Annotated in this window: 21 protein-coding genes and 1 pseudogene; 11 read left to right on the forward strand and 11 right to left on the reverse strand. The window is 62.6% G+C overall.

The features are described from left to right. Nucleotides 1-13: 13 nt before the first annotated feature. Nucleotides 14-1,609, reverse strand: a complete 1,596-nt coding sequence (locus ACYASU_RS01735) for a lactate dehydrogenase (RefSeq protein ID WP_463581737.1) — start codon at nt 1,607-1,609, stop codon at nt 14-16. Nucleotides 1,610-2,190: 581 nt separating this feature from the next. On the opposite strand from ACYASU_RS01735, the gene ACYASU_RS01740 reads away from it, so the two are divergent. The 6 genes and pseudogenes from ACYASU_RS01740 to tspO all read left to right on the forward strand — a co-directional run bounded on the left by ACYASU_RS01740 (nt 2,191) and on the right by tspO (nt 6,188). After that, entirely contained in the window at nt 2,191-2,625 is a 435-nt protein-coding gene (locus tag ACYASU_RS01740; protein WP_244656005.1) for a hypothetical protein, read from the forward strand. Then, the gene (locus tag ACYASU_RS01745; protein ID WP_463581738.1) at nt 2,622-4,106 is read left to right on the forward strand and encodes an ATPase domain-containing protein; all 1,485 of its coding nucleotides are present in this window, start codon (nt 2,622-2,624) and stop codon (nt 4,104-4,106) included. The genes ACYASU_RS01740 and ACYASU_RS01745 overlap by 4 nt, the downstream gene beginning before the upstream one ends. A 10-nt stretch (nt 4,107-4,116) precedes the next feature. Next, complete coding sequence (locus tag ACYASU_RS01750) at nt 4,117-5,139, forward strand: sensor histidine kinase (RefSeq protein WP_463581739.1); 1,023 nt, start codon at nt 4,117-4,119, stop codon at nt 5,137-5,139. An 86-nt stretch (nt 5,140-5,225) separates the two neighbouring features. Then, nucleotides 5,226-5,474 carry a hypothetical protein gene (locus ACYASU_RS01755; RefSeq protein WP_463581740.1) on the forward strand — a complete coding sequence of 83 codons (249 nt, stop codon included), beginning with the start codon at nt 5,226-5,228 and terminating at the stop codon, nt 5,472-5,474. A gap of 65 nt (nt 5,475-5,539) precedes the next feature. Then, nucleotides 5,540-5,635, forward strand: a pseudogene (locus tag ACYASU_RS01760) (aromatic alcohol reductase); the annotation flags it as partial. A 112-nt stretch (nt 5,636-5,747) separates the two neighbouring features. Beyond that, nucleotides 5,748-6,188: a tryptophan-rich sensory protein TspO gene (tspO, locus tag ACYASU_RS01765; RefSeq protein WP_463581741.1), complete on the forward strand. Its 441-nt coding sequence runs from the start codon at nt 5,748-5,750 to the stop codon at nt 6,186-6,188. Between the two features lie 6 nt (nt 6,189-6,194). Here tspO and ACYASU_RS01770 read toward each other — a convergent pair whose 3' ends face one another. After that, nucleotides 6,195-7,400 carry an MFS transporter gene (locus tag ACYASU_RS01770; protein WP_463581742.1) on the reverse strand — a complete coding sequence of 402 codons (1,206 nt, stop codon included), beginning with the start codon at nt 7,398-7,400 and terminating at the stop codon, nt 6,195-6,197. Between the two features lie 105 nt (nt 7,401-7,505). On the opposite strand from ACYASU_RS01770, the gene ACYASU_RS01775 reads away from it, so the two are divergent. Then, nucleotides 7,506-8,054, forward strand: coding sequence for a TetR/AcrR family transcriptional regulator (locus tag ACYASU_RS01775; protein WP_282373669.1), 549 nt, complete (start codon nt 7,506-7,508; stop codon nt 8,052-8,054). A 90-nt stretch (nt 8,055-8,144) separates the two neighbouring features. Further along, on the forward strand, nt 8,145-9,434 hold the full coding sequence (locus tag ACYASU_RS01780) for a leucine-rich repeat-containing protein kinase family protein (RefSeq protein ID WP_463581743.1): 1,290 nt from the start codon (nt 8,145-8,147) through the stop codon (nt 9,432-9,434). Nucleotides 9,435-9,766: 332 nt separating this feature from the next. Here the strand turns inward: ACYASU_RS01780 and ACYASU_RS01785 are convergent, their stop codons facing one another. From ACYASU_RS01785 to ACYASU_RS01815, 7 genes are all read right to left on the reverse strand, one after another. Then, nucleotides 9,767-10,471 carry a YebC/PmpR family DNA-binding transcriptional regulator gene (locus ACYASU_RS01785; RefSeq protein WP_192173927.1) on the reverse strand — a complete coding sequence of 235 codons (705 nt, stop codon included), beginning with the start codon at nt 10,469-10,471 and terminating at the stop codon, nt 9,767-9,769. Nucleotides 10,472-10,662: 191 nt separating this feature from the next. Further along, on the reverse strand, nt 10,663-11,436 hold the full coding sequence (locus tag ACYASU_RS01790) for an enoyl-CoA hydratase (protein ID WP_463581744.1): 774 nt from the start codon (nt 11,434-11,436) through the stop codon (nt 10,663-10,665). Nucleotides 11,437-11,521: 85 nt separating this feature from the next. Further along, nucleotides 11,522-12,712 (reverse strand): acetyl-CoA C-acyltransferase, encoded by a 1,191-nt coding sequence (locus ACYASU_RS01795; protein ID WP_463581830.1) that lies wholly within the window; start codon nt 12,710-12,712, stop codon nt 11,522-11,524. A 37-nt stretch (nt 12,713-12,749) separates the two neighbouring features. Next, entirely contained in the window at nt 12,750-13,517 is a 768-nt protein-coding gene (locus ACYASU_RS01800; RefSeq protein ID WP_282373204.1) for a 3-hydroxyacyl-CoA dehydrogenase, read from the reverse strand. A gap of 131 nt (nt 13,518-13,648) precedes the next feature. Then, entirely contained in the window at nt 13,649-15,043 is a 1,395-nt protein-coding gene (locus ACYASU_RS01805) for a DHA2 family efflux MFS transporter permease subunit (RefSeq protein ID WP_463581745.1), read from the reverse strand. A 40-nt stretch (nt 15,044-15,083) separates the two neighbouring features. Continuing rightward, the gene (locus ACYASU_RS01810; RefSeq protein WP_463581746.1) at nt 15,084-15,755 is read right to left on the reverse strand and encodes a TetR/AcrR family transcriptional regulator; all 672 of its coding nucleotides are present in this window, start codon (nt 15,753-15,755) and stop codon (nt 15,084-15,086) included. A gap of 88 nt (nt 15,756-15,843) precedes the next feature. Continuing rightward, nucleotides 15,844-17,772: a bifunctional sugar phosphate isomerase/epimerase/4-hydroxyphenylpyruvate dioxygenase family protein gene (locus ACYASU_RS01815; protein WP_463581747.1), complete on the reverse strand. Its 1,929-nt coding sequence runs from the start codon at nt 17,770-17,772 to the stop codon at nt 15,844-15,846. Between the two features lie 202 nt (nt 17,773-17,974). Between ACYASU_RS01815 and ACYASU_RS01820 the strand changes: the two genes are divergently transcribed. Continuing rightward, the gene (locus ACYASU_RS01820) at nt 17,975-19,315 is read left to right on the forward strand and encodes an MFS transporter (RefSeq protein ID WP_463581748.1); all 1,341 of its coding nucleotides are present in this window, start codon (nt 17,975-17,977) and stop codon (nt 19,313-19,315) included. An 11-nt stretch (nt 19,316-19,326) separates the two neighbouring features. On the opposite strand, the gene ACYASU_RS01825 is transcribed toward ACYASU_RS01820, so the two are convergent. Beyond that, entirely contained in the window at nt 19,327-20,214 is an 888-nt protein-coding gene (locus ACYASU_RS01825) for a DMT family transporter (protein ID WP_192173934.1), read from the reverse strand. Between the two features lie 223 nt (nt 20,215-20,437). Between ACYASU_RS01825 and ACYASU_RS01830 the strand changes: the two genes are divergently transcribed. After that, nucleotides 20,438-21,349 (forward strand): LysR family transcriptional regulator, encoded by a 912-nt coding sequence (locus tag ACYASU_RS01830; protein WP_463581749.1) that lies wholly within the window; start codon nt 20,438-20,440, stop codon nt 21,347-21,349. Between the two features lie 293 nt (nt 21,350-21,642). Then, nucleotides 21,643-22,407: a 2-keto-4-pentenoate hydratase gene (locus ACYASU_RS01835; RefSeq protein ID WP_463581750.1), complete on the forward strand. Its 765-nt coding sequence runs from the start codon at nt 21,643-21,645 to the stop codon at nt 22,405-22,407. A 279-nt stretch (nt 22,408-22,686) separates the two neighbouring features. Here the strand turns inward: ACYASU_RS01835 and ACYASU_RS01840 are convergent, their stop codons facing one another. After that, entirely contained in the window at nt 22,687-23,595 is a 909-nt protein-coding gene (locus tag ACYASU_RS01840; RefSeq protein WP_463581751.1) for a LysR family transcriptional regulator, read from the reverse strand. Nucleotides 23,596-23,646 lie beyond the last annotated feature (51 nt).

Consider the following 23,646-nt stretch of genomic DNA (forward strand, 5'->3'; position numbering starts at 1 on the left):
GGCTATACCGCTATCAGCCATCCAGCTTCGACGGATCACTCTGCAGCAGCACCTTGGCGTGAATCCCGGCCAGGGTGCCTTTCAGCGTCGACGCGCCACGGCCCTGCTTCGCCTCTTTGTCCTGTTGCAAGGCCTGCTGCAGCACGCTGAGGAAGTTCTGGGTTTTGGAGGTGGAGATCGGCGTGTGGGTGTCTTTCTCCAGGCGGCCCATTACGTACTTGGCAATGCGCGTCGACTGGCTGGCGGACTGACTCAGCGTCGCATCGACCAACTCACCTTTTTTATAGCCGATGCTGGTCTTGCTGCTGGCCTGGTCGCTGACCTCGTAATACAGGTAATTCTGTGTTGTCGGATCGGTGCTCAACGCCAGCTTTTGCCCGCCTGGCAGGGGCTTGTGGTAACTGGCGGTCAGCTGCGATTGCTGGTTCTGAACGATGGTCCGGTTCATCTGATCGCGTCCCTTGGACTGGGTGGTCTGCGACAAGGTGTAAGCAAAGGAATCGAGCTCACCGGGGCGGCCCGGGTTGCCCTCGACGCTCTTCTCGCTGACCGACGCGCTGAAGTCGCCGAGGCCGGTCAACAGGCCGTGGTCAGTGTCGGCGAGCTCGATCGAGTTGACGGTCTGCGGCGCCGAGGAAACGCGGGTGTCCGGGTACTGGCTGTGCAGGGTTTTGAAGGCGTCCTCAAACATCGACAGCAACTGTGCATCGCCGTCGCCACGCTTGCGCGCCGCCTCGATCTGGCTGACATAGCCGTCCAGCGCCTTGGCCTGCTGAGCGCTGTCACCACGAATGGCCGCGTTTTTCAGGTCAACCGAAAGGTCGAGATTGCCCAGCGCGCCACTCATGCGCACCGAACGCTGGTCGGCGTCGGCATGCAGTTCAAGGGTCTGGGCGCTGCCGTCTTCCAGCTTGAGGCTGGTTTTCAAATCCACGGAGGCGAAGGCCTTGGCGTCGAAATGGGTCAGGGCGTCGAGTTTCAGGGTCGGCGGCTTGGCTGTCAGGCCGTCGATGGCCGACTGAAAGCCGTCCGCCATGGCGTTCAGTGCGTTCAGCTCGTCGTCGCTGAGTTCGCCGCCGCTCACCTGGGCCTGCACCGCGAGGCCATCGTCCTGACTGGCAAGGCTGAGCTCGATGGTTTTGCCGCTGGCGGTTTTCAGGGTGAGGCTGATGCTGTTGGCCGGATTACTGTGCAGGCGGTCCTGGGCGGCGGCGAGTTCCGCCGGCTCCAGCGCTTTGCCGGTCGTCGAGCGCAGCACCGATTGGGAAATGTTCTGGCCGGTCTGGGCCAACTGACTGAGCAACGTTGCGCCCAGGCCCTGGAAACGCCCCGCCGTGGCGGAGGTGCTGAAGTTGCCCGCCATCGCCAGCGAGACTTTGTCCTGGCGGGTGTACTCCCAGGCCGGCGGGACGTTGCCATCCCCCATCAGCCCGCGGACGTTGTAGGTCAGCGGCTCGCTGACCTTGGCGTCCTGGCCCAGCATGACGACGGATGACGGCGAGGCGCCGGTGGTGCCAGCAACGGCGCTGTCATTCACCGCGACGGTGGCCGCCGGTTTGACCACCGGCATCAATGCCGCGGATGAGGTGACCGAAGAAATCGCTGACATGGCACTTCCCTGTTCAAGTGAGTAATAGACTTCCTGAACAGGGTGTCGGCGGACGCCTTTGTAACTTGAGCGATACAAACCCGGGGCATTCCCGCTACACAGTGAACGCGGCACGCTCGGCCAATGAGGGGTACGCCGAGAAGATGATGCGTGGGGATTTTCCATTCAACTGACCCATGCAAACAATTCAGTCGAACACTTTTACGTTATCGATCATAAATAAATAGCGAGCACTTATTCGCCGTCCTGCAACTTACGCAATCACTCGTTTGATTGAATAGTTATGGCGTGCTTAAACTTCACGCCCTCCAAATGAATAACCGTCCGCGTTATCCAACCTGCCCCGAGAGCCACCGATACATTCATAGTCATCCCGATGGATAGAATTAAAACAACGCCGGGCGTTGACCAAACCGCTAGCCGTGAAACTCGCCTCCAATTGAGTCTCCCCCACCTTTGATCGGCGGAACGGGCCCGGTGAAGCCTGAGGGCCTGCGCGGCAGAGCGCCGCACGCTTCATGCGTCTGTCCGTTCGGGCAAGAACGTGTACTATCCACTGACACCTACCAGAACTTAATCCCATGTTTGCCGATAGCGAAGCAGGCCAACGAATTGCCACATGCCTGACCCATCGGGTCAATGGCAGCGCGGAACTTTCCGAGGTCGCTGAAGCAATTACTTCGATGTTCGAGGACATTAATACCTCCCTGACCCCAATCATAGGGCCGAAAGGTGTTGCCGCCCTGCATCGCCGCAGCCTTCATCTCTACATATCAAAGCACCCGCTGGCTGGAGACAACTACAAGATGCTGGCCGTGGGCATGGATCTTCAACAATTGAAGGCGTTACTGGCCGAAGAATCGATAGCCGACGCGCTCTTGTTCGGCCAGGAAGTTCTGAACACTTTTCACGCATTACTTGCCACGCTGATCGGACCATCACTCGCTGCACGGCTGCTCCTTGACGTGTGGGAACACTCTTTCAGCGGCCCGCCTGCCCAGGACATTTCACGATGAGTAGTAAAGTCACGATCAACCGTCTGGCAACGGGCGTACCGGGATTCGACGAGATTCTGGGTGGCGGCCTGCCGGAGTTTTCCTTCAACCTTATCGCCGGTCCGCCCGGCTGTGGCAAGACCACGCTGGCCCATCAGATGATGTTCGCCCTGGCCACGCCCGAACGCCCGGCGATCTTCTTCACGGTGCTCGGAGAGCCGCCGCTGAAAATGCTGCGCTACCAACAGCAGTTCAGCTTTTTCGACGAAGAAGCGGTGAACCGCTCGATCCGCTACGTCAATCTGGCGGATGACACCCTGGCTGGCGATCTGGACGAAGTGCTGCGGCGCATCGTCGCCGAAGTCGAGGCCCACAGCCCTGCCCTGGTGTTTGTGGACTCGTTCCGCTCCGTCGTGCTGGCCAGCGAAACCGACTGCAATCCCAAGAACAACCTGCCGCAGTTCGTGCAGCAGCTGGGCATGCTGATGACCACCTGGCAGGCGACGACCTTCCTGCTGGGGGAGTATTTCAACGAGCTCGACAGCAACCCGATCTTCACCGTTGCCGATGGGCTGATCTGGCTGCGCCAGAGCGTTCAGCGCAACTCCATGGTGCGCAAGATGGAGATCATGAAGATGCGCGGCCAGCCGACGCTGCCCGGGCTGCATACCTTCCGCATTGCCGATTCGGGCATTACGGTGTTTCCACCGGCCGCGGTCACGCTTCAGGACCGCGCCGCGCTGAACCACGGCAGCCCTCAGCAGCGTCTGAAGATGGGCGTGCCGCATCTGGACGATATGCTTGGCGGCGGCCTGCCCCGTGGCTATTCGTTGCTGGTTGCCGGCCCTTCCGGCTCTGGCAAAAGCCTGCTGGCGGCGGCCTTTCTCGAAGAGGGTGCGCGCATCGGCGAAACAGGCGTGATCGCCGTTTTCGAACAGCGACCCAATCACCTGCATAACGCCGAACTCACGCGTCTGGTGCACATGGACAAAGTAGGCGTCGTCGACCGACGGGTGCCGGACCTGTCCATCGACGAGATCGTGCAGCAGCTGCTCAGCGAAATCCGCCGGCTGGACGCAACGCGTGTGGTCATCGACTCGCTGTCCGGGTTCGAGCTGGCCGTGGCGCCCGCCTTCCGCGAAGACTTCCGCGAATCCCTGTCGCGCATGGTCAATGCGTTGACCAGCACCGGGGTCAGTGTATTGATGACCTCGGAACTGGAAGACCGCTACACGGATCTGCGCTTCAGTCCTTACGGCACGGCCTTTCTTACGGATGCCATCATCGTCCAGCGCTACATCGAGATCGACAGCCGCTTGCAGCGCATCATGGCGGTGGTCAAGGTCCGGGCCAGCGCTCACTCGGATGAACTCCGGCTGTACCGCATCGACGACAACGGCTTGCAGATCGGCACCCGTCTGCATAATCAGGAAGGGCTGCTGGGCGGACGCCCGACGCGGCTGTCGCCAGGGGTTGCTGAAGCGGGAGACACCATTCGATGAGCGCATTGCCATGAGCGAATTCGACAGCAAGGACGCAACCGGAGGCACAGACGCCGACCGAGAATTCGAGCGACTCGCGCAGAAAAAGGAACGGGCCCTGGCGCACCTGGCGTTCCTGCGCCGAGAGCTGCACGAGGCCGAAGCCTCTGCCGGCGCCGGGCTGCATATCGAATTGCTGGTGGAAGCCAATCAGAAACTGGTGCTGGCGGTGTTGGCGGCACAGGCGCAAGCACCCGCTGCCAGTGCACACGCTGATGTCTATCAGTATCTGCGCGAGGCCAACGAGCATCTGGTGATTTCTGCGCTCCACGCGCAGACGTTGCAAGCCCAGGCTGAACAGGCGCTGGCCCAGCAACGCACGGCCATGGCCTCGGTAGCCCATGAAATGCGCAACCCGCTGACGCCCATCAGCATGATTGCCGAACGCATGGTGCGCACGTCCAGCGACAGACTGCCGGAAATGCGCAACCTGATCGAAGGTCAGGTGCAGCATCTGTCGCGCATGGTGGAAGACTTGCTCGACGTCTCCCGGGCAAGCACCGGAAAGCTGCGCCTGAGCTACGCCCACCTCGACATCGTGCAGATCATTCAGGAAGCGGTGGACGCCTGCGCGCCGCTGATGCACAAGAAAAACCTGCACATGGACGTCAGCCTTCCCGACGCGCCGGTACGGGTCAACGGTGATCACATCAGGATCGTGCAGATCTTCACCAATGTGCTGACCAACTCGGCCAAATACACGCCGTGCGGCGGCAACATAGAACTGCGTGCCGAGACCGTTCCGGAAGGCTTGAAGATCGTCGTCTCCGACAACGGCATCGGCATTTCCGCCCAGGCATTGCCGGTGATCTTCGATCCTTATGTGCAGGACACCCAGGCCATCGGCTTCAATGGCTCGGGCCTGGGCATCGGGCTGACGGTGGTCCGGCAGCTGGTGGAAGCCCATGGCGGCAGCGTTACCGCCCACAGCGAGGGCGAAGGCACGGGCTGTCATTTCACTATTTTGTTTCCACTGGTGGGATCTGCGCTGTAACTCGGCCACAATACGCCCCCGATCCCAGGCTCCAGGGCTTCACGCCTTTCGGTTCGCCGCCAAACCCAACCCCCCAGGACTGAGCAATGCCTCAAGAGCGAATCGCTGCACTTCGGCTTCCCAAACCCATTCAGGGTGCGATCGACGATCTGGTGCGCGCGTTGAACGCCGCCACCACCAAGGAAGACCTCGAACGCGAGGCCGCCATGGAAATCAGTTTCATCCTCAGCCTGGAGACCAGCCGACGTCTTCGCCCGGCAGACGTAGAAACGCTGTACATGATCTTCGACGACGCCGTGCAGGAACGTCTTGGCCAACTGGCGGATCGATCCTGACCGGACGGCTCGCCGCCTCCCTCGCTGGCACGTCACACCGCTGCTGTGTCATACCGCCGCCGCGCCGCCGTAAGCCCCTCCGCCTGTTCGACGAGCAACTGGATGTGCGCGACCTGTTGCGCGCTCATTCCAGGACTGGATGGGTGATCATCTCCACGGGCTGGCTCGCGATTAATCTCTCCGGGCAGATACGGATTTTTCCGGCGCAGACGCATCCAATGCCGAGACGGCCCCACGGCCTGCACTTCAAATGGTTTCAGCAAAGGACCCCACATGACTTTTTACATTTACCTCATTGCCTGCTGCGCGGCGGCCAGCACCGGCATCATTTTCAAACCCGGCAGCTGGTATGAATCGCTGCAGAAACCACGTTTCACACCGCCCAACTGGCTGTTTCCGGTGGCCTGGACGACCATTTATCTGCTGCTGGCCTGGGCCGGTTATCGCCTGACCCTGATCCCTGGCAGTGAGACCGTGCTGGCGTTGTGGGCCGCGCAGATTGCCTTGAACACGCTGTGGACGCCGGTGTTCTTCGGCGCCCACCGGATCATTGCGGGCATGGTCATCATCTTGCTGCTGTGGCTGGTGGTTGCCGCCATGGTGGTGCTGGGGATCCAGCTGGACCTTATTACCGGGCTGATCCTGTTCCCCTATCTGGTGTGGCTGACCGTGGCGTCGGCGCTGAATTTTTCGATTCTGCGTCATAACCGCTAAAACAACCTACGCCGCCCTGGCGCGGCCGGCTCGCTGAATCAGCAGACCGGCCAGCGCCGACACCGCCAGCAAGACCACCACCCCGCCATAGACATTCGTGGTGGTCACCAGCCCCGCCGTCTTGATCGACACGCCGGCCAGCAACGCCGGTATGCAAAACGCCAGATAACTCAAGGCCAGAAAGGCCGCCATCAGCGCACCCCGCTCGTGGGCGTGGGCCAATGGCAGCAACAGCCGCAGGGCGCCGAGGAAGCTGGCCCCGAAGCCAACCCCCGCGACCACGGCGCCGGTGAAGAACAGCCACAGCCAGCCCAGGTTCACCGCCGCCAGAATCACTGAAACCCCGATCGCCAGAAAACTGCAGCCCACCAGCAATGCCAGCCTGGGCGCGCGCAGGCGCAGGTTATGGATCGAAATCGCGCCACTGATGGTCAGCGCTGCCACGGCAAAGCCGCCGTTGAGTACCGAGGTCGAACCGGTCGCGGCAGTCAGCAGCGACGGCGCGAGCGACAGGAAAAACCCGCCCAGCGCCCAGGCGGCGATGTCCGCGGGCAGCACCAGCAACAGCGTCCCCCTCGCCTGGGCCGGTACGGCGAGCCGCGGCCGCAGGGTTTTCAGCACGCCCGGCTGCGGCGTCACTGTTTCAGCGATCCACAACAGATACGCCGCCTGCCCGACGAACGCCGCCAGAAGCAAACCATAGGCGAGGCCCATGGGCAGCGGCGCGTATTCCACCAGCGCACTGGTGCCAAGGGCGCCCAGTGCCATGCCGAACATCGGCGTGATGCTGTTGAGCAGCGGACCCTGCTGCGCGTCACTGTCGAGCATCGCGGCACCCAACGCGCTGGTGGCGATGCCCGTCGCCACGCCCTGCAGCACCCGCGCAACGATCAGCCAGCTGACGTCGGTGGCAGCGATGAACAGCAGCATCGAGACGATCTCCAGCAGCAGCCCGATGAAGATCACCGGGCGGCGACCGAGGTAATCCGACAGCGAGCCGAACATCAGCAGCGTCGCCAACAGGCTCAAGGCGTAGACGGCGAAAATCACCGTCAACAGCGCCGAGGAAAAGCCCCACGCCTGTTGATAGAGGTGGTAAAGCGGCGTAGGCGCACTGGACGCGGCGAAGAAACATAGCAGCACGAAAGCCAGAAATACCAGGTGGCTCCGCCCCCGACCATCGACTTGCGGGTTCTGCAAAGAATCAGACACGAGTACACTCTCCCGAAAAAGCACGCCACAAAAGCTATTAATTAGCTTTAGCAGTGTGCGAGCAGCGTCTGCTTAAAGCAAATACTTTGTGTTAGGGTCCGCACCATGGCTATCAAAGAAGGCATTCGCACCGGCGGCCGCAGTGCCCGGGTGCAGACATCGATTCACGCGGCGGTCCGCGATTTGCTCCAGGAGCAGGAGCGTTCGGCCCTCAGCGTGCCCATGATTGCGGCCCGCGCCGGTGTCACGCCGTCGACCATTTACCGGCGCTGGGGCGACTTGACCTCGTTGCTGGCCGACGCCGCTGTCGAGCGTCTGCGCCCCGACGAACCGGTGGATTGCGGCAACCTGCGCGATGACCTGCGCACGTGGGTCGAGGTCTATCTCGAAGAAACCAACTCGGCGCCGGGCCGCGAAATGATGCGCGACGTGGTCGCCAGCAGCGCGACCCTGTGCTCGGGCAAGTGCCTGAACATGGTTCGCGATCAACTGCAGATCATCATCGACCGCGCCCGGGAACGCGGTGAACAGAGTCCTTCGGCGGACGAACTGGTCGATGCCGTCGTCGCACCCATGGTCTACCGCATCTTGTACGCCGAATCGGCGCCGTCCCTTGAGCGCATGCATCAATTGCTGGACCGCTGCCTGAATTGATCCCTCACCCGTCGCGCTCGTAGCAAACGAGCAACGACCGGGTTGACTGGTTATCATGGCCGCCCATTGATCACAGGCGCCCTTCCCCCCATGCACACCCTTGCAGACCTGCGTGCCGGCAAACTGGCAGGCATCACGCGGCTCAATCTCAGTGCCGACCTCAGTGAATTTCCCGAGGAGATTTTCAGCCTCGCCGATTCGCTGGAGGTGCTGGACCTCAGCGGCAATCGGCTGACTGACCTGCCCGCCGACCTGCACCGGCTCAAGCGCCTGAAAATCCTGTTCTGTTCGAATAATCCCTTTACCCGCCTGCCAGAATGCCTGGGCCAGTGCGAGCAGCTGTTCTTCGTCGGCTTCAAGGCCTGCGAGATCGCCGATGTCCCCGCCAACGCGCTGCCGCCTTCGCTGCGCTCTCTGGTGCTGACCGACAACCGTATCGAAACCCTGCCTGAAGCCATCGGCGACTGTGCGCACCTGCAGAAGCTGATGCTCGCGGGCAACCGGCTGCGGCAATTGCCGGAATCACTGGCCCGCTGTCAGCGCCTGGAACTGGTGCGGATCGCGGTCAACGATTTCCATGAACTGCCGCGCTGGTTGCTGGAGATGCCCGCGCTGGCCTGGCTGGCGTTTGCCGGCAATCCGTTGAACGACATCCACACCGAAGCGCCGATCCGGCAGATTCCGTGGCCGCAACTGACGCTGCAACAGGTGCTGGGCGAAGGCGCGTCCGGGGTGATTCAACAGGCCCAGTGGCGCGCGGACAAGGACGCGGCGGCGCTGGACGTCGCGGTGAAGCTGTACAAGGGCGATGTCACCAGCGACGGCTCGCCGTTGAACGAGATGCAGGCGTGCATTGCGGCGGGTCGTCATGCTCATCTGATTCCGGTGCTCGGGCAGATTCTGGACCACCCGCAGGGCGCTCGCGGTCTGGTGATGGAGCTGATTTCGCCTTCTTTCGTGACCCTTGCGCGTCCGCCGACCCTTGAATCCTGCACACGGGACACGTACGTCGACACCCGGCTGACTCTGTCGATCGTGAAGCGTATGGCCGCCGGGATCGCAGCGGCGTGCGCACATTTGCACGGGCATGGGATCAACCACGGTGACCTGTACGGCCACAACATCCTCTGGAACGAAAGTGGGGACAGCCTGCTGGGGGATTTTGGCGCAGCGGCGTTTTACCCGGATGAAGAAACGGGACGCAGGCTGGAGCGCGTTGAAGTGCGCGCGTTCGGGCTATTGCTGGGGGAACTGCTGGACTGCTGCGGGGATAACGATTCGCAGGTTGCCGGGTTGCGGGAGCTGGAGCGGCGTTGCGTGCAGGCGGATGTGATGCAGCGGCCCGGGTTTGCGGAGATTGAGCAGCAGTTTAGTCAGTAGGACCCAATCCAGAGCACGCCGCACAACCTGTGGGACCGGCTTCAGCCGGGAAGAGGCCAGCGTGGACACCCTCGATTTCGCAGTGTGCCCACCGACGCCTTCCCGGCTAAAGCCGGTCCCACTAAAAGCACGCGGCGTGTCAGTGAGACCCGTGGGAGGCATGGGGCGTATCAGTAGGACCCAATCCAGAGCACGCCGCATAACCTGTGGGACCGGCTTCAGCCGGGAAGAGGCCAGCGTGGACACCCTCGATTTCGCAGTGTGCCCATCGACGCCTTCCCGGCTGAAGCCGGTCCTACAACGACCGATTCAGTCAGTTGGCCCGGTCAGCCTTATCCGGCCAAGCCGACGTACACGTTTTGCACGTCATCGTGGCTGTCGATCGCTTCGAGGAAGGCTTCCACTTCGGCCATCTGCTCGTCGCTCAGGCCTTCAACCGGGTTTTTCGGGCGGTAGCCGATCTTGGCGGATTCAACGGTGAAGCCGAACTCGGGCAGCGCCTTGCACACGGCGTCGAGGTCGGTGGTGTCGGTGTAAAACGTCGCAACGCCCTCTTCGCCTTGTTCAACGTCCTGAGCGCCGGCTTCGATGGCGGCTTCCTCGGCGTCCGCTTCGGGTGATGCAGCAACCGCATCGATCATCCCCAGGTGATCGAAATCCCAGGTAATCGAGCCCTCGGCACCCAGTTGGCCCTTGCGGAACAGCACGCGGATTTCCGAGACGGTGCGGTTGATGTTGTCAGTCAGGCATTCAACGATGACCGGCACTTTATGCGGCGCGAAGCCTTCGTAGGTGAGTTTCTCGAAGTGCACGTGCTCGCCGAGCAAACCGGCGCCTTTCTTGATGGCACGCTCCAGCGTTTCGCGCGGCATCGAGGCTTTCTTGGCCTGCTCGACCACCAGACGCAGGCGCGCGTTCATGTCGGGGTCAGCGCCGGAGCGTGCGGCAATCATGATCTCTTTGGACAGCTTGCCGAAAATACGCCCCTTGGCGTTGGCTGCCGCTTCTTTGTGTTTGACCTTCCACTGTGCGCCCATGATTGCTCTCTTGTTCCGGTGGCGATAAATCGCTCGGATCCGACGCGTCTTGCGCGTCGGGCCGATGGCGATAAACGCTGAAAATAGGGTGATCGATAATGACAGGCCGGGGTGAACCTCGGCGACCGGCGCATTTTATACACGCTGGCGCCAGAAGACACCCCTGAGACGCGCCACCGCCCTGACCTGAATCAGCGATGCTTGAACGCCGGTTCGCGCTTCTCGATGAACGCCGCCATGCCTTCCTTCTGGTCCTCGCTGGCAAACGCTGCATGAAACACGCGGCGTTCGAAACGAATCCCTTCGGCCAGGCTGACTTCAAAGGCGCGGTTCACGCTTTCCTTGACCATCATGGCCGCCGGCAACGACTTCGCCGCAATGCCGGCCGCAACGTTGAGCGCCTCCTCCAGCAACTGGTCCTGGGGCACGATGCGCGCGACCAGCCCGGCACGCTCCGCTTCGACGGCGTCGATCAGGCGCCCGGTCAGGCACATTTCCATGGCCTTGGCCTTGCCGACCGCGTGGGTCAGGCGCTGGGTCCCGCCCATGCCCGGCAGCACGCCCAGCTTGATTTCCGGCTGGCCAAAGCGCGCGTTGTCGGCCGCCAGGATGAAGTCGCACATCAGCGCCAACTCGCAGCCCCCGCCCAAGGCAAAGCCCGAGACGGCAGCAACGATCGGCTTGCGGCGGTTGGCCACCCGATCGCTGTCACTGAACAGGTCGTCCAGATAGATCTGCGGGTATTTCAGCTCGGCCATTTCCTTGATGTCAGCCCCGGCAGCGAACGCTTTTGCCGAGCCGGTCAGCACGATGCAGCCGATGCCGTGATCGCGTTCCAGCTCATCGAGGGCATGGTTGAGTTCGCTGATAAGCTGGGCATTGAGGGCGTTAAGCGCCTCTGGACGATTGAGGGTCAGGAGTGCAACGCGACCTCTGACTTCTTTGAGGATTGTCGTGTAATTCATTATTTTATAGACCTTTTATTATGTAGAACGCCAATCAGCCGTTATCACAGATCTAACCTGCGAAACATGACGCAAGCCATTGATATCAAAAGACAAGCTCGACCGCCATAGCCGTTGCTTCGCCGCCACCGATGCAGATGGCCGCGACACCTCGCTTCAGTCCACGCTGCTTCAACGCTGACAGCAAGGTCACCAGAATCCTTGCCCCCGATGCGCCAATGGGATGGCCCAACGCGCAGGCGCCGCCGTGCACGTTGACCTTGTGATGGGGCAGTTCCAGGCGGGCCATGGTGACCAGCGCGACGACGGCGAAGGCTTCGTTGATCTCGAACAAGTCCACATCCCGGAGGGACCAGCCGGTCTTGCTCATCAGCTTGTCGATCGCGCCCACTGGTGCGGTCGGAAACAGCCCCGGCTCATTGGCGTAAGCGGCGTGGCCATGGATGACCGCCAGCGGCGTGAGGCCACGACGTTGTGCTTCGGACTGGCGCATCAGGGTCAAGGCCGCGGCGCCGTCGGAGATCGAGCTTGAGTTGGCGGCTGTCACGGTGCCGCCCTCGCGGAACGCCGGTTTCAGCTGCGGGATCTTGTCCAGCTTCGCTTTGGGCGGCTGTTCGTCCTGGCGAATGGTCTTGCGCTCCTTGCCGACGGTGACTTCCACCGGGACGATTTCAGCGTCGAACCAGCCGCGCGTCATGGCCTCCTGCGCCCGGGTCAGCGAGGCCACTGCAAAACCGTCCTGGGCTTCCCGACTGAAATTTTCAAGCCCGGCGCACGTCTCGGCAAACGTGCCCATCAAGCGGCCTCGGTCGTAGGCGTCTTCGAGGCCGTCGAGGAACATGTGATCGATGATCCGGCCGTGGCCCATGCGGTAACCGCTGCGGGCCTTCTCCAGCAGATATGGCGCGTTGGACATGCTTTCCATGCCACCGGCGATGACCACGTCGGCGCTGCCGGCGAGCAGCATGTCGTGGCCGAGGATCGCCGCCTGCATGCCCGACCCACACATCTTGTTCAGGGTGGTGCACGTCGTGGCCTCGCTGAGCCCGGCGCCCAATGCCGCCTGGCGGGCCGGCGCTTGTCCCAGCCCGGCTGGCAATACACAACCGAACAGCACGTCGTCGACCTGCGCGCCATCGATGCCCGCGCGCTCGACGGCGGCGCGGATGGCAGCGGCGCCCAGTTGCGGCGCGGTCAGGCTCTGGAGATCGCCCTGAAAGGCGCCCATGGGCGTGCGCACGGCGCTCACGATCACCACGGGATCGTCGTTCAACATCTGGCGTTTGTTCAAAGACATGATGGGGTTTCCTCGATTAGCGAGCGGCCATGCGCAAGGCGCCGTCCAGGCGGATCACTTCGCCGTTGAGCATGCTGTTTTCGATGATGTGGCGGGCCAGTGCCGCGTATTCCTCGGGCTTGCCCAGGCGTGGCGGGAATGGCACGCCGGCGGACAGGCTTTCGCGCACTTGCGGGGTCATGCCGGCCATCATCGGCGTTTCGAAAATGCCCGGGGCGATGGTCATGACGCGAATGCCGTAGCGCGCCAGTTCACGGGCGGCGGGCAGGGTCAGGCTGACGATGGCGCCCTTGGAGGCCGCGTACGCCGCCTGGCCGATCTGGCCGTCGTAGGCGGCGACCGACGCCGTGTTGATGATGACGCCACGCTCACCGCCGGCATCGGCCGTGCTTTCGGCGATGGCTACAGCGGCGAGGCGCAGCAGGTTGAAGCTGCCGATGAGGTTGACGTTGATCACCCGGCTGAAACTGTCGAGGCCGTGGGGACCTTCTTTGCCGAGGATTTTCTCGGCGCCCACAATGCCGGCGCAATTGATGACGCCGTTGATCTGGCCGAACGCACTGAGCGCCGCATCCACCGCGGCCTGAACAGCGCTCTCCTGGGTGATGTCGCTGACGCTGGCGCGGGCTTTGTCGCCCAGTTTTTCCACTTGGGCCGCGAGTGCCTCGGCGTTGACGTCCACCAGCATCACGCTGGCCCCTGCGTCGATGAGCATCTGCGCGGTGGCCGCACCCAGCCCGGACGCGCCGCCACTGACCAGAAATACCTTGCCTTGGATCTGCATGATTGTGTCGTCCTTACACTTTTATTGTTGGAGTGGCGAAATACTCCGCTCTGCCGCGCCGATGGGCAATGGTCAAAGCGCGCAGAACGTCTGGTGGTTTTGGCCAGTGGCGCTTCGTGTTTGCCAGCAGGTCAGGCCTTGGGTTGCAGCAGCGCTGCACCGGCCTGGGCCGACACCCGGCGGTTATCCAGCAGCGCCAAGGCCGCGATCACCGCGACGCCAATAAACGTCAGCTGGAAATCAGCGGTCATCGCCTGCCCGTCGTTGCCATGGAGGGCCATCGCGCCACGCAACAACAGCGCAGCAATCGCGACGCCCAGGCCCATGCTCAACTGGAAGCACATGCTGAACATCGTCGACGCATCGCTCATCTGCGTTTTGGGCACGTCGGCGAAACCCAGCGTGTTGAACGCGGTGAACTGCATCGAGCGCGACAGCCCGCCGATGAACAGGATCAGCAGGATCATCGGCCAGCCCATGGCCTGATCGAGCAGCGCGCAGGCGGCAATCGCCGCCACACCGATGCAGCCATTGACCAACAGCACCTGACGAAAGCCCCAGCGCTGCATGATTGCGCTGGTAAAGGGCTTCATCGCCAGGTTGCCCGCAAACACCCCCAACACCAGCAGCCCGGCGTCGAATGCGGACAGGCCAAAGCCCAGCTGAAACATCAGCGGCAGCAGGAACGGCAGCGTGCTGATGGCGATGCGGAACACCGAACCGCCCAGCAGACTGACGCTGAAGGTGCGGATGTGCACCACCGCGACGTTCATCAGCGGCTGCGGATGCCGACGCATGTGGCGCCAGGCCAGCGCGCCGCAGACCACGCCGAGCGCCGTTACCGCAAGGCCCGGCCACTGACTGCCATCGCCCTGCCCCAGCCGTTCCATCCCGAACAACAGCGCCGTGCAGGCCACGCCCAGCAGCAGGAAACCTTTCAGATCAAACGGCCGAGCGCTGACTTCATTGCGCTGGGGGATGAGGATGAGGGTGGCAATCAGCGCCATGACGCCGAGGGGCAGGTTGAGGTAGAAAATCCACGGCCACGACGCGTGGGTAACGATGAACCCGCCCAGGGGCGGCCCGAGTATCGGCGCCACCAGCCCGGGCCAGGTGATCAGCGAAATGGCCCGCACCAGGTCTTTCTTTTCAGTGGCGCGCATGACCGCGAGGCGCCCGACCGGGACCATCATTGCGCCGCTCATGCCTTGCAGGACCCGGGCGGCGACGAACGTCTGAAGACTGTCGCTGATGCCGCACAGCATCGAAGCCACCGTGAACAGCGCGATGGCGCCGCCGAACACCCGGCGTGAACCGAGTCGGTCGGCCAACCAGCCGCTGAGGGGAATGAACGCGGCGATCGCCAGCATGTAAGCGCTCATGCCGATATTCAGGTCCACCGCCGCGACGCCGAAGGTCCGGGCCATTTCCGGCATGGCCGTGGCGATCACCGTGGCGTCGAGGTTTTCCATGAAAAAAGTGACGGCCACCAACAAGGCGATCAGCGTGGATTGGCGTTGCGACATCGTCGGGTCCTCAGGCGAGCGTGGCGTTGAACGTGCCGGGTCACGGCAGCAGGTAGCGCATCACCGAATCACAGATCATCGCCTTCTGCCGCGCCTTGACCGCTTCGTCTTCCAGGTCGATCTGGAAAATCTCGGAAAAGGTATGGCGGTTCGACACCCGATAGAAACAGAACGAGCTCATCAGCATGTGCAGATCAACGGCCTGTACGTCTGGACGGAACACGCCGTCCTGTTCGCCGCGCCGCAAGGTGTCGTCCAGCGCCTGCAAGACGTGCCGGCTCAGTTCGCGGATGGTCGGGGACTGTTTGACGTTGGCGCCGTTGTGGATATTTTCGATGCACACGATGCGCACGAAATCGACGTTGCGGTCGTGGTGATCGAAGGTGAATTCCACCAGCCGCCTGACCCCTTCTTCCGGCGCGAGCACGCCGAGGTCAAGGCTGCTTTCCGTGGTGCGAATGTCGCCGTACAGCTTCTCCAGCACTTCGGTGTACAGCTGCTCCTTGCTGTTGAAGTAGTAATAGATCATGCGCTTGGAGGTTTGCGTGCGTTCGGCGATCGCATCGACGCGGGCGCCGGAGAGCCCTTGGGCGACGAACTCGGCGACGGCCGCCTGAAGGATGCCGTCGCGGGTTTTCTCCGGATTGTTCTTGCGGGACTTGCGCGGGGCGTCTACGGGCGCTTCGGCGAGGCTGTCGTCAACGGTTTTCATGCGGGGCTCACGACCACGGTGGAATCGCGGGATTATGGGCTGCGCCTGTGCGTTACGGAAGTGGTGCGTGCCGATGCGCTACACGTCATCAGAACCGTGCGGAGCCGCTGCGGGCCCTGGCCATTGCCGCCAGGCGCACCGCCGCATTCGCCTCGCCGTACCCGGCATAACCCTTCCTGCGCTGGAGGATTTCAAAAAAGAAACGCCCCTCGAACGCCTCGGTGCAGGCGTGAAACAGCTCGCCACCGTCGGCATCGCGGTCATACAGCACGTTATGGTGCGCCAGTTCGCCAAGGGATGCGTCGTCGAAACCGAACCGCGCCCCCAGGACATCGTAATAGTTCTGGGGAATGGCCAGCCACGGCACGCCTGCCGCTTTGGCGCGGGCAACCTGGGCGAAGATGTCGTCACAGGCGAAGGCGATGCGATGAACGCCAGAGCCACCGTAGCTCGACAGTGCGTGGGAGATTGCCGTGTTGCCGCGATCCGTCGTGTTCAGCGGCAGGCGCACGGTGCTGCAACGGCTGCGTAACGCCCGGCTCCTCACCAGACCGTGAGGGTCAGGCAGCAGCTGGTCGGCATCGGCCACAAAATCCAGCACGCTTTTGTAGAACAGCACCCGACTGTCCAGGCTGTCGGCCGGCAACGCCATGGCCACATGATCGATGCACTGCAAACCGCTTTGCGTCGGAGACTGCGGGCTCAGGATGAAGTCCTTGTCCCAGCTCGATTGCCCTGGCGCGGCAGGCTCCACCAGGTAAATAAGGCTGCCGTCCGGCGCACGCACCGCCGGGAGCTCCCGATCATCAGGCCCCACCGGTCCTCTATAGATTTCGGCATTGAACTGACGCGCCCGCTCCAGCGCGTCAGCGCTGTTGTCCACCCGCAACCCCATGGCGCGCAGCGACGGGCCGGGGGCTTCAAGGGCTGAGTCAGCAAAGGAAGCGGCAGCGAAAGACATCTGAGGCAAGGACAAGCGCTCGGCGTTCAGCACGATCTTGATATCGCCCTGCCCCAGCATGGTCATGGCTTTGCTGCGGTGCTGACTCAGGGTGCCGAAGCCCAGGCCATGCAGCCAGCTGACCAATCGCGCCCCTTGGGCATCCTCCACGGCAAACTCGAGAAACTCGACGCCGTTGCAGGCGCTGGGTGCCGGCGGATGGAACAACGATGACGGCGCGATGGGTTGAGATGGCTGCTCCAGCAGCGCGCGGGTTTGCGCTTCCAGGTACAGCAACGAGCGCAGGCCGTCGGCGGCGTTGGCCCGAGTGGGCGCGGCGCGAAACACGTCGTTGAAAATCTCCAGCGACAGCGGGCCGGTGTAGCCGCTGCGCAGGATCGCCGCAAGAAAACCGGGGCAATCGAACTCGCCCTGCCCCGGAAAACACCGGAAATGCCGGCTCCACTCCAGCACGCCCATGTTCAGCAGCGGCGCGTCGGCCATCTGCACGAAGAAGATCTTGTCGCCGGGAATCTGCGCAATCCCGCTCGGATCGCCCTTGAGCGACAGCGTGTGGAAACTGTCGAGCAGCACGCCGAGGGCGGGATGGTCGACCTGCCGGACGAGATCCCAGACCTGCTGCCAAGTGTTGACGTGACGCCCCCATGCCAGCCCTTCATAACCCACGCGCAATTGACGCGCCCCAGCCCGCTCGGCGATCGACCCAAGGTCATCGAGCAGTACGTCTCGCTCGCCCAGGGAATCGCTGGCGGTATTGCTGCACACCAGCATCAGGTCAGTGCCGAGTGCCTGCATCAGGTCGAATTTGCGCTCGGCACGGTCAAGGTTGCGCTGCAGGTGCTCGCGGCGACAGCCCTCGAAGTCGCTGAAAGGCTGAAACAGAGTGATGGCGATGCCCAGATCCGCGCAGAGCTGGCGCACCTGGCGCGGACTGCCGTCGTAACAGAGCAGGTCGTTTTCGAAGATTTCAACACCGTCAAACCCTGCGGCGGCAATGGCTTCCAGCTTTTCCGGCAGGGTGCCGCTCAAGGAAACGGTGGCGATCGATCGCTGCATGCGGGGGTGGCTCCTGAATAATCACATGGCGCTCGGCACGATGATGGGGCTCGAACCGGGCGGGCGTTCATGGGATTATTCGCGCCGCTGCATGGGACATCAACTGAAATGAACCATACGGTTAGTTTTATGACGCTATGCGGGGCCAAGGCCTTGGCCGCGCGGACATCACCATAACAATTTCAAAACAGGCTTGATGCTTATGCGGTCCCCTTCTGCTTCGCCTGCCCCGGTCGCCTCCCACCCTGCGCCTCCCCACGCCAGTGTGAGCGAAAAAATTCGCGGCGCCCTGGCCGTCGGCAAAACCCGTTGGGGCATGCTGGCACTGGTGTTCTTCGCCACCACCCTGAACTACATCGACCGCGCCGCACTCGGCGTGATGCAACCGATCCTGGCGAAACAGATGAGCTGGACGGCGATGGATTACGCCAACATCAACTTCTGGTTCCAGGTCGGTTACGCCATCGGTTTTCTGCTGCAGGGGCGTTTCATCGATCGGGTCGGCGTCAAGCGCGCGTTCTTTCTGGCGGTGCTGCTGTGGAGTATCGCCACCGGCGCCCACGGTCTGGCCACTTCAGCAGCGGGCTTCATGGTCTGCCGGTTCATTCTCGGCCTGACCGAAGCGGCAAATTACCCGGCCTGCGTCAAGGTCACCCGGGTGTGGTTCCCGGCCGGCGAACGCGCCGTGGCCACCGGCATTTTCAACGCCGGCACCAACGTCGGTGCGATGGTCACGCCCGCCTTGTTGCCGCTGATCCTGACGGTGTGGGGCTGGCAGGCGGCGTTCATCTGCATGGGCGCGCTGGGGCTGGTCTGGGTTATCACCTGGCGGCTGACGTATTTCAATCCGCAGGAACATCCCACCGTGCGCGCCAGTGAGCGGGCCTACATCAACAGCGAGGCCGAGCCTGAGACCGAGACTGAAGCGGAGAAAGTATCGCTCTCGCGGATCCTGAAGATGCGCGGCACCTGGGCCTTCGCCCTCGCCTACGCCCTCACCGCGCCGGTGTTCTGGTTCTATCTGTACTGGCTGCCGCCGTTTCTGAATCAGCAATACAACCTGGGCATCAGCGTGACGCAGATGGGCATCCCGCTGATGCTGATCTGGCTGACCGCCGATTTCGGCAGCATCGGTGGCGGCATCCTGTCGTCGTGGCTGATCGGCCGGGGCATGCGCCCGATGACCGCACGCTTGCTGTCGATGCTGGTATTCGCCGTGACGATCATTGGCGTGGTATTCGCCGCCAACGCCAGCGGTCTCTGGGTGGCCGTGCTGGCGATCGCCCTGGCGGTGGGTGCGCATCAGGCCTGGACGGCGAACATCTGGAGTCTGGTCATGGATTACACGCCCCGGCACATGATCAGCACCGTGTTCGGCTTCGGCGGCATGTGCGCGGCCATCGGCGGCATGTTCATGACGCAGATCGTCGGCGCCGTCCTGACCGCGACACACAACAACTACAGCGTGCTGTTCACCCTGATCCCGGTGATGTACTTCATTGCGCTGATCTGGATGTACTTCATGGCGCCGCGCAAATCATGAACCCGCTGTCGTCAGCCACCCTTTTTGCGCTGTTGCCACGCCGCCGCCAGGCCGCTGAGGCAGATGATCGCAATGCCGGCCTGGGCGACAAGCGACGGTGAGTGATTGAAGACGATGTAGCCCCACAGCCCGGCGAAGACGATCTGGCAGTAACCGAACGGCGCCAGCATGGCCGGGGCGGCGAAGCGGAAGGCTTGGGTCAGCATCAGGTGCGCGACCATGCCGCAGGTGCCCAGCGCCAGCATGAAGGGGATGTGTTTCCACTCCGGCGACTGCCAGAAGAACGGCACGATGGCGCTCATCAACAGGCTGTTGAACAGCCCGGCGAAGAAGTTGCTGGTGGTCGGGCTGTCGTGGGCCGCGACCAGACGGGTCAGCAGCTGATAGCAGGCGAAACAGAACGCCGAGCCCAGCGGCAGCAACACCGCCGGCCGAAACAACTCGCCACCGGGATGCACGATGACCAGTACCCCACTGAAGCCCACCAGCACGGCGATCCATTGCCCGCGGCTGACCGTCTCCTTGAGCAGTGGCACCGACAGCGCCGTGACCAGCAGCGGCGCGAGGAAGTTGACCGCGGTCGCTTCGGCAATCGGGATGAACATCAGGCCACTGGTGAACAACAGACTGGTGCCCAGCAGGCACACGGCGCGCAACGCCTGCAAGCCCGGGCGCTTGGTGCGCAGCACGCGCAGGCCGGACGACGGCATGAAAATGCACGCCATCAGCCCGGTGTGCACCACATAGCGCACCCAGACCACCATCATGATCGGGTAGATGCCGGAGAGGTATTTGGACAGCGTGTCGTGACTTGAAAACAGAAAGGTCGCAAACAGGATCAGTGCGATGCCTTTCAATGGCTGGTTGACGCCGGAGAGTGGCGTGCTGGTGGTGCTCATCTGCGTTCCTTTGGCCTTGCGTGAATGCGGGTCTGTCCCTTGCCGTGTCGAGCGCCGGCCTTTCGTCGAGGAATCCAGTGTCAGCAAGAATATAGAAGGCGTCGCCGGAGCACCAAGCAAACATGACCGCCCGGGCGTTTTTCCGACTGTCTGGATCAGACCTTTCCGCTCGCCCGGATTTGCCGCAGACTGCCGCTCTCGTTGGCTCGAAAACGGACGCTCAGTGGACCGCATTCAGGAAATGACCCTTTTTGCCGCCGTCGCCGAAGGCCCCAGCTTCGCGGCGGTGTCGCGCAACCTGAACGTCTCCACGGCCACCGTGACCCGCGCCGTCGCGCAACTGGAAGCGCGGCTCGGCACCTTGCTGATCGTGCGCACCACCCGGCAGTTGCGCCTGACCGAAGCCGGCGTGCGCTTCGCCGACGACTGCCGGCGCCTGCTGGCCGATCTGCACGAAGCCGAAAGCGCCGCCGCCGGCATCCATGCCACGCCGCGCGGGTTGCTGACCATTACCGCGCCGCAGGTGTTCGGCGATTTGCACGTCACGCCGGTCATGACCGACTACCTGAGTCAGCACCCGGAGGTGCAGATCCGGGGCCTGTTGATGGACCGGATTGCCGCCCAACTGGAAGAAGGCATCGACGTGTCGGTGCGCATCGGCGAGATGCCCGACTCGTCGATGACGGCCATTCAGGTCGGTACCGTGCGGCGCATGGTCTGCGCCTCCCCCGCTTATCTCGCCGCCCACGGCACGCCCCGGCATCCCCACGAACTCATCGAGCGCGAAACCGTTTCCGTGATGATCACCGGCCGCAGCCCCGCGTGGACCTTCCGCATCGAAGGCCAGCACCAGGAAGTGAAGGTGCAGTCGCGACTGTCGATGACATCGTTCACTGCGTCCATTCATGCCGCCATTGATGGCTGGGGGCTGACCCAGGTGCCGTCCTATCAGATTCGCCGACACCTGCAGGCGGGCACCTTGTGCGCCGTGCTCGAAGACTTCGAGGTCACGCCGATGCCGGTTTACGTGGTCTACGTCGAGGGGCGACGGGGGTCATCCAAGGTGCGCTCGTTCGTTGATTTCTGCGTGCAGCGTTTGCGCGCGGACCTGCATTACAGCGCCGGGCCGAGTTGATGGCGGGACACTCCCACACGTCCTGCACCCACCGAAAATCCCGAGCCGAACACCACCCCGTGGGAGTCGAGCTTGCTCGCGAAGGCTTACGTTCAGTCCCCAGAAAAGTGGCTGAATGCATCGACTTCTTCGTGAGCAAGGTGGAGCGCCACCCCGGTCACTCGCACCGGACACCCCAGTCTCTCCCTACCTACTGAAATAGGGTTAGAGTGGTCGCGCTGGCTCCGTCATCCTTCGACACAGCAACAAAAGGAACGGGGCGCTTTCCATCAATTGCCTGAAGGAAGACCCGCGTGAATCCATCGTCTCACCCAGCGAATATTGCCGAATTGATCGTCGCCGCCATGGGCGCCGGTCAGAAAATCACCGAAATCCGTCCCGAATACGTGCCCGACGATGCGGCCAGTGCCTACGCGCTGCAGCGCGAGATTCTGCGTCTGCGCGACACCACCGTGGGCGGCTGGAAGGTCGGCGCCAAGTCGCCGACCGGGCCAATCAATGGCGCGCTGTTGCCGGACGACGGTATTTTTGCCAGCGGCAGCCAGGTTGAGTGCGTCGACTATCCGTCGCCGATTCTGGAGCTGGAAATCGCTTTTCGTCTTGGCCGCGAATTCACCCCTCGCGACGAGGCGTATTCGGATGAAGACGTGCTGAGCAGCATCGCGACGATGGGCGCGACCATTGAAGTGGTATCGAGCCGGTTCGCGGCCTGGCCGAAGATCGAGCCATTGCTGGCCTTGGGCGACCTGCTCAACCATGGGGCGTTGGTCATCGGTGAGTTTGTCGACTACGACGCCAGCTTTCCGTTTGTCGAGCCTGCGCTGAGCTTCACTTATGGCGATGAAGACATTGTGCCGGGCGATGGTGCGAATCCGGCCGGTGACCCTCGGCGGTTGCTGCCGTGGCTGGTCAATCACCACACGCAGAATGGGCTGAGCGTGACGCCGGAGATGGTGATTACGACCGGTTCCTATACCGGGATGTACAAGACCACCGGACCGGGTCTGGCGGTTGGCGAGATTCGCGGGCTGCCACCGGTGTCGGTGGAGTTGATTTAGGTTCCTCGGTCGCCATTGGTGGGACCGGCTTTAGCCGGGAAGACGTCGGCGTATCCAATATATCTTCAGCGCCAGTTACGGCCCCTTCCCGGCTAAAGCCGGTCCCACTAAAAGCAGCGCGCGCTTTCTGGGCTGTTCCCGACTGAAGCCGGTCCTACCAAAAGCAGCGTGCGCTTTCTGGCCGGTTCCCGGCTGAGGTTGGTCCTGCCGACCGCGCACGACCTGTGGGACCGGCTTTAGCCGGGAAGCCTTTGATTTGGGTGCTTCGGGGATCGTTGCTCATCCCTGGCGCCAATACGCCGGCCGGTTGTAGACCTCTTTCAGAAACGCGATAAAAAACCGCACTTTCGCCGGCAGGTAATGCTGCTGCGGGTACACGCCCTGGATGTCGTAGCTGGGCAAGGCGAATTCGTCCAGCACGGTGACCAGCGCGCCGCTTTCAACCTCGTTCTGAATCTCCCACGTCGAACGCCAGCTCAGGCCCAGCCCGCGCTTGGCCCAGTCATACAACAGCTCGCCATCGTTGCAGTACAGGTTGCCCACAACCTTGATCGCCACCGGCTTGCCCTCGCGCTGAAATGTCCAGCCGCGATGCTGCCCGCCCTGCAGGTTGAACGACAGGCAATTGTGCTGCGCCAGATCCTCAAGCACCTGGGGAAACCCATGCTCGGCGAAATAAGCCGGCGAACCGCAGACCACGCGTTTATTGGCGTACAGCTTGATGGCGACGTAGTTCGGGTCCAGCACCTCGCCGATGCGGATGCTCATGTCATAACCCTCACGCACCAGATCCACCACGTTGTCAGTGAGGTTGAATGACAGCTGCAAATCCGGGAACCGCGCCTGGAATTCCGGCGCATGGGGCGCGACGTGCTGACGACCAAACCCCGCCGGCGCCGAAACCACCAGATGCCCGCGCACGCTGCTTTCGTTCTCGCTGATGCTGGCGTCCAGCTCCTCGAACGACTGCAGCACCAGCTTGGCGTTCTCAAGATACGACTCGCCGGCATCGGTCAGGGTCAGGCCCCGCGTCGAGCGATGAATCAGCTTTACGCCCAGGCGATCCTCCAGCGCGCTCAATCTCCGGCCCATGATCACCGGCGTCACCCCCTCCACCAGCGCCGCGGCGGCAAAACTGCCACGGGTGGCCACCAGGACGTAGCTGCGCAATTCGGTATAGCGATCCATTCGATACTCCAGATACCGATAGAACGGATAAAAACAGCCATTCACAAAAAA

It is taken from the genome of Pseudomonas sp. HP_12, assembly GCF_055283955.1.